Origin of the sequence: Micromonospora sp. NPDC052213 (genome assembly GCF_040679695.1) — a bacterium.
Taxonomy (GTDB): Bacteria; Actinomycetota; Actinomycetes; order Mycobacteriales; family Micromonosporaceae; genus Micromonospora.
The window spans coordinates 1-5,879 of sequence record NZ_JBFAVI010000267.1; the positions used below are offsets into that span (position 1 = coordinate 1).

A 5,879-nucleotide genomic window follows, 5' to 3' on the forward strand; every position below is an offset into this window, starting at 1 on the left:
GCCGGTGGCTGATCAGCAGCACGGAGTGCCCGGCCGGGGTGGCCGCCAGCGCGGAGGCGAGCACCGCGTCGGCGGCGGCGGGGTCGAGCCCCTCGTCCTCCGCGTGCTCATCAACGGGCGCACCCTGCGCCGGGTGTGGCGGCTGCTCAACCTCCCCCGGGGCGTACGCCAGGCGTGGGAGATCCGCCACCGGGGTCTGCGTACGGCGTGAGCGCCGCGCACCCGCACGACTTCTACCGGGAGGTGGCCCGCGTCGCCCTGTCCGCCGCCGGGCCGTACCGGTTCGTGCTCGGTGGCGGCGTGGCCTGGGCGGCGCACGGGCTGGTGACCCGCCCGACCGAGGACGTGGACCTTTTCGCCGACGTCGAGGGGGCGGCCGCCGCGGCGGCGGACGGGGTGCGGGCGGCGCTGGAGCGGGCCGGTTTCGAGGTGAGCGACGCCGACCCGGACAGCGAGCTGGCCGAGCTGTTCGACGGGTTCGACCGGGACCTGAAGGACTTCGTGGTGAGCCGGGACGGGCGGCGGATCCGGCTCAGCCTGGCCCGCCTCGACCGGCACCGCAGCCCGGTGGTGATGGACCTCGGCCCGGTGATGGACGTGCGGGACCTGATGGCGAACAAGACCGCCGCGCTGGTGAACCGGCGGGAGGTCCGGGACTACATCGACGTGGCGGCGGCCCTGGAGCAGCACGACGTGGCGGAGCTGCTGGAGCTGGCCCGCCAGCTCGACCCGGCCCTGGATCCGTCGGACGTCCGCGCCGCCGGCCGCTACCTGGACCGGCTGCCGGACCGGCGCTTCGCCCGCTACGGCCTGGACGCCGCCGCCGTCGCCCGCGTCCGCGCCCGCCTCGCCGTCTGGCCCCGCTGACCCGGGCGCGGGGGGCGCGGGGATTACTTGGTGGGGCGGCCGCCCGTCACGCCGAGGACCTCGCCGGTGACGTAGCTGGACTCCTGGGAGGCGAAGAAGACGTACGCCGGGGCCAGCTCGGCCGGCTGGCCGGGGCGCCCCTCCGGGGTGTCCTGGCCGAACTGCTCGACCTTTTTCCGCGGCATGGTCGCCGGGATCAGCGGCGTCCAGATCGGGCCGGGCGCCACCGCGTTCACCCGGATCCCCTGCTCCGCCAGGTCGGCGGCGAGCGCCTTGGTGAAGTTGGCGATCCCCGCCTTGGTGGTGGCGTAGTCCAACAGCTGCGGCGACGGGTCGAACGCCTGGATCGACGAGGTGTTGATGATGGTCGAGCCCTCGGACATGTGCGGCACCGCCGCCCTGCAGAGCCAGAACATGGCGTACAGGTTGGTCCTGAGCACCCGGTCGAACTGCTCGTCGCTGATCCCGAGGATGCCCTTCTCCTGCGCCATCTGGTAGGCGGCGTTGTTGACCAGGATGTCGATCCCGCCGAGGTCCCGCACGGCCCGCTCGATCAGCTCCTCGCAGTGCCGCTGGTCGGTGATGTCGCCGCGTACGGCGACGCCCTTGCGGCCGGCCTCCTCGACCAGCCGGACGGTCTCCCGGGCGTCGGCGTCCTCCTCCGCACCCAGGTAGGAGATGAGCACGTCGGCGCCCTCCCGGGCGTACGCGATGGCGATCGCGCGACCGATGCCGGAGTCGCCACCGGTGATCACGGCCCGCCTGCCGTCGAGCTTGCCGCTGCCGTGGTACGACTCCTCGCCGTGGTCCGGCTTCGGGGTCATCCTGCCGGTCGCGCCGGGCGGCGTCTGCTGCTGCCCCGGTTGCCCCTCCTGCTGGCCGTACTGGCTGGTGGGGTCCTGCGGGGTGTGCTGGTCCTCGCTCACCGACGTCTCCTCGCGCACCTGCTCGGGTTTTTGGTATCCCACCGCCCTACCCGCAACCGGCGGGCGGAAACAGCCGGGGCGGTGTTACACCGAGCGGCCCACGGACGCTGGTGGTGTGGGACACCTCGGGCTGCTGTGGCAGGAGTGACGGCCGCTCGTTAGGGTGCGCTCGGCGCCCACCAGGCGCCCCGACCCCATGGAAGGGCACGTCATGACCTCTCCCTCCGGCCCGTCGCGTCGGACGGTGCTCGCCGCCGCGGCCGCGGCGGCGAGCGTCCCGCTGATCGCCGCCACCCCCGCCCAGGCGGCCGGCGCGGCCCGGTCGCGGACCTGGGACCTCACGATCCTCGGCACCTCGGACACCCACGGCAACGTCTACAACTGGGACTACTACAAGGACGCCGAGTACGACGACAGCAAGCACAACGACGTCGGCGTCGCCAAGCTGGCCACCCTCGTCAACCAGATCCGCGCCGAGCGCCGGGGCAAGGCGACGCTGGTGCTCGACGCCGGCGACACCATCCAGGGCACGCCGCTGGCGACCTTCTACGCCAAGCAGGAGCCGATCACCACCACCGGGGCGACGCACCCGATGGCCAACGCCATGAACGTGCTCGGGTACGACGCCGTGACGCTGGGCAACCACGAGTTCAACTACGGCCTGCCGCTGCTGGCCAGGTGGATCTCCCAGCTCGGCTTCCCGGCGCTGGCCGCCAACGCCGTCAACGTCGCCACCGGCAAGCCGGCCTTCCTGCCGTTCGTCATCAAGAAGGTCTCCGTCGGCTTCGCCGCGCCGCCGCTGCGGGTCGGCATCCTCGGCCTGACCAACCCGGGCAGCGCGATCTGGGACAAGGCCAACGTCGAGGGCCAGCTGCGGTTCGACGACATGGTCGCCACGGCCGCGAAGTACGTCCCGATCATGCGGGAGCGCGGCGCCGACATCGTGCTGATCTCCGCGCACGGCGGCGACAGCGGCACCTCCAGCTACGGCCCGGAGCTGCCGAACGAGAACCCGACGGCGCTCATCGCCGAGCAGGTCCCCGGCATCGACGCGATCCTCTTCGGCCACGCCCACGCCGAGGTCGCCGAGAAGTTCGTGACCAACGCGCGGACCGGCGAGCAGGTGCTGCTCACCGAGCCGTCGAAGTGGGGCCAACGGCTGAGCCGGATGGACTTCACGCTGGCCCGCGAGAAGGGCCGGTGGAAGATCACCAAGAAGACCGCCGCCCTGCTGAACACCAACACCGTGGTGGAGGACCCGAAGGTCCTCGCCGCCGTGCGGGCCCAGCACCAGAAGACCGTCGCGTACGTCAACCAGGTCGTGGCGCGCTCCACCGTGGAACTGTCGGCGGCGGAGAGCCGGTACAAGGACACCCCGATCCTGGACTTCATCAACCACGTCCAGACCGAGGTGGTCGGCCAGGCGCTCACCGGCACGTCGTACGCGACCCTGCCGGTGCTGTCGATCGCGGCGCCGTTCAGCCGGACCGCGGTCTTCCCCGCCGGCGACGTGAAGATCCGCGACGTGGCCGGGCTGTACGTCTTCGACAACACCCTCGAGGCCGTCGTGCTCAGCGGCGCCGAGGTGCGGGCCTACCTGGAGTACTCGGCGAAGTACTTCCGGACCCTCGCCCCGGGCGCCCCGGTCGACCCGGAGACGATCAGCGACCCGGCGGTGCCGGACTACAACTACGACGTCTTCTCCGGCCTGGAATACGACATCGACATCTCCCGGCCGGTGGGCCAGCGCATCACCCGCCTGGTGCTGCCCGGCACCGACACCCCGGTGGCGGACAACGCGCAGTTCGTGGTGGCGGTGAACAACTACCGCCGCAGCGGCGGCGGCAACTTCCCCGGCATCGTGAAGACCCAGGTCTACAACGAGCAGCAGGAGATCCGTCAACTGCTGATCGACTGGGCGCAGGCCGAGGGCGCGATCGACCCGGCCGACTTCTACCAGCCGAACTGGAAGCTGGTGCGCGAGGGCGTGCCGGTCTTCTGACCGACGATCACCGGACGGGCCGTGGGCGGATCGCCCGCGGCCCGTCCGCGTACCGGCCCACATCCCGGGCTGGTCGCGCGCGGACGAGGCGACGCCGTCGCGCGCGACGCGCCGTCAGGCACCGTGCCGCAGGTCCCACCGGTCCGAAGCCTCCGAATCCGGTCGGTCCCGGCGCGGCTCGGTCTCGGTCAGCGCGACCCGTTCTTCGGGCGGGACCGCCGGCGGCATCTCGCCGAAGCGCACGTGCCGCAGGAAGGCGTACTCGTCGTCGGTGAACGGCGACTCGGAGCGGTCCTCTGCCATCTGCTCTCCCCCCTCGACGCCGTCATTCTCCGCCCGGGGCGCCCGGCGTCACCACCCCTAGAGCATCCTAGGATCCTGGGTGGAAAGACAGGGTCGGCGACCTCCGTCCACCCGGTCAGGACGGCAGCTTCGCCAGCGGCGCGCGGGGGGCCGGCAGCCGGTCCAGCAGCGCCAGCGCCGCCCGCACCGGGGCCCTGCCCAACGTCTCGTCGAAGCTCGCCCGCCCCTGGCAGAACCGCACGAACATCCGCCAGCCCGGCGGGGTCGCCAGCAGCGCGTGGAAGACCTCCGGCCGACGCGCGAACACGTCCAGCAGCCGGTGCCCCGCGCGCATCGAGGGCACCAGGTCCCGCGCCACCGCCCGCTCGTAGCCCGCCAGGTCACCCGCGGCGACCGCGACGCCGGCCAGCTCGCCGGAGCGCAGCGCGTAGCTGATGCCCTCCCGGCTCCACGGCTCCAGCAGCCCCGCCGCGTCGCCCGCCACCAGCACCCGGCCCCGATGCAGCGGGGAGTCCTCGGCGCGGCAGCGGGTCAGGTGCCCCGAGTCGTGCGCCGGCTCCACCCCCGACAGACCCAGCCGGTCGACGAACGCGCGCAGGTAGGCCCGGGTCCGCTCCCCCTCGCCCCGAGCGGCGATCACACCGACCGTGAGCCGGTCGCCCTTCGGGAAGACCCAGGCGTACGAGCCGGGCAGCGGGCCCCAGTCCAGCAGCACGCGGCCCCGCCAGCGGTCCTGCTCCCGCGGCGGCACCGGCAACTCCAACTCCAGTCCCAGGTCGACCTGCCGGTGGCGGACCCCCACGTGCCGGGCCGTCACGCCCGAGGAGCCGTCCGCGCCGACCACGGCCCGCGCCCGCACCGTCTCCCCGTCGGCCAGCCGCAGGCGTACGACCTCGGGGTCCTGCTCGACGGCGCGGACCGCGGCGCGCTCACGGACCTCGGCGCCGGCCGCGACCGCGGCGACGCGCAGCCGGTCGTCGAACTCCTCACGCCGCACCATCGTCACCAGCGGGCCGTCGGGGTGCCGTCGGGTGAACCGGCGTCGCCCGTCCCGGGTGAACGTGACCCGGTCCACCCGGTCGTGCGCCGGGACGTCGATCCGGTCGGCGACCACCGCGAGCGAGGTGCCGATCAGGCCGCCCCCGCAGGTCTTGTAGCGGGGGTGGGCGGCCCGTTCCAGCACGAGTGTGCGCAGGCCCGCGCGGGCGGCGGCATGGGCGGCGGAGAGGCCGGCGGGGCCGGCGCCGACGACGGCGAGATCCCAGATGATCACCGGTGCAGCGTATGCCAGGAGGCCGGTTCCGGGGGCGTCGGCGCGACCGGATCACCGCCCGATCGGGTGGGCATCTTCGGCCGGCCACGGGGTAACCGCGCGGCGCAACCGCCCGTGGGGCGGGCAAGGCGAAGGAGGACATCATGCGGCAGGTCCAACTGTCGGACGTCGAGGAACGGGTGTACGACGCCGTCGCGGCCCTGGAGGCGCGCGGGCAGGTGCCGTACCCGGACCTGATCGCCCAGGAGGCCGGGCTGACCGAGGAGCAGTTGCGCGCGCCACTGCACCTGCTCACCGAGAAGAACCTGCTGCACCGCGAGGACTCGCCGATGGCCGGTCTGGACTTCGGCCCCCGGTTCTGCGCCCAACAGTTGGCGTGACCCGGCGGGCGGCCCGCCACGATTCGCCTCCCGGGGACCGGGGTAGCGGACAGCGATGCCCGACCACCGGTCCACGGGAGGCACGATGAGCGCGGCGCGTACGCCGCGACCGGCCGACGCCACCGCCT

7 protein-coding genes are annotated in these 5,879 nt (G+C 73.4%); 3 read left to right on the forward strand and 4 right to left on the reverse strand.

The window, feature by feature from the left end:
• The coding region (locus AB0L34_RS32485) for a hypothetical protein (protein ID WP_363709355.1) at positions 1–190 on the reverse strand (190 nt) is incomplete at its 3' end.
• A 17-nt stretch (positions 191–207) separates the two neighbouring features.
• Here AB0L34_RS32485 and AB0L34_RS32490 point away from each other — a divergent pair.
• The gene (locus tag AB0L34_RS32490; RefSeq protein WP_357465107.1) at positions 208–867 is read left to right on the forward strand and encodes a nucleotidyl transferase AbiEii/AbiGii toxin family protein; all 660 of its coding nucleotides are present in this window, start codon (positions 208–210) and stop codon (positions 865–867) included.
• A gap of 23 nt (positions 868–890) precedes the next feature.
• Here AB0L34_RS32490 and AB0L34_RS32495 read toward each other — a convergent pair whose 3' ends face one another.
• Entirely contained in the window at positions 891–1,793 is a 903-nt protein-coding gene (locus AB0L34_RS32495) for an SDR family oxidoreductase (RefSeq protein WP_363709349.1), read from the reverse strand.
• 211 nt (positions 1,794–2,004) lie between these two features.
• On the opposite strand from AB0L34_RS32495, the gene AB0L34_RS32500 reads away from it, so the two are divergent.
• On the forward strand, positions 2,005–3,795 hold the full coding sequence (locus tag AB0L34_RS32500; RefSeq protein WP_363709351.1) for a 5'-nucleotidase C-terminal domain-containing protein: 1,791 nt from the start codon (positions 2,005–2,007) through the stop codon (positions 3,793–3,795).
• A 114-nt stretch (positions 3,796–3,909) separates the two neighbouring features.
• On the opposite strand, the gene AB0L34_RS32505 is transcribed toward AB0L34_RS32500, so the two are convergent.
• Positions 3,910–4,098, reverse strand: coding sequence for a hypothetical protein (locus tag AB0L34_RS32505; protein ID WP_350712703.1), 189 nt, complete (start codon positions 4,096–4,098; stop codon positions 3,910–3,912).
• Positions 4,099–4,213: 115 nt separating this feature from the next.
• Entirely contained in the window at positions 4,214–5,371 is a 1,158-nt protein-coding gene (locus AB0L34_RS32510; protein WP_363709353.1) for a geranylgeranyl reductase family protein, read from the reverse strand.
• 143 nt (positions 5,372–5,514) lie between these two features.
• Here AB0L34_RS32510 and AB0L34_RS32515 point away from each other — a divergent pair, with 143 nt between their 5' ends.
• On the forward strand, positions 5,515–5,751 hold the full coding sequence (locus AB0L34_RS32515) for a hypothetical protein (protein ID WP_357465101.1): 237 nt from the start codon (positions 5,515–5,517) through the stop codon (positions 5,749–5,751).
• Positions 5,752–5,879: the final 128 nt, after the last annotated feature.

Bases quoted from the DNA above. Each gene is read 5' to 3' on its own strand.
- AB0L34_RS32500 (WP_363709351.1), top strand. From the start codon at position 2,005: ATGACCTCTCCCTCCGGCCCGTCGCGTCGGACGGTGCTCGCCGCCGCG.
- AB0L34_RS32505 (WP_350712703.1), bottom strand. From the start codon at position 4,098: ATGGCAGAGGACCGCTCCGAGTCGCCGTTCACCGACGACGAGTACGCC.
- AB0L34_RS32515 (WP_357465101.1), top strand. From the start codon at position 5,515: ATGCGGCAGGTCCAACTGTCGGACGTCGAGGAACGGGTGTACGACGCC.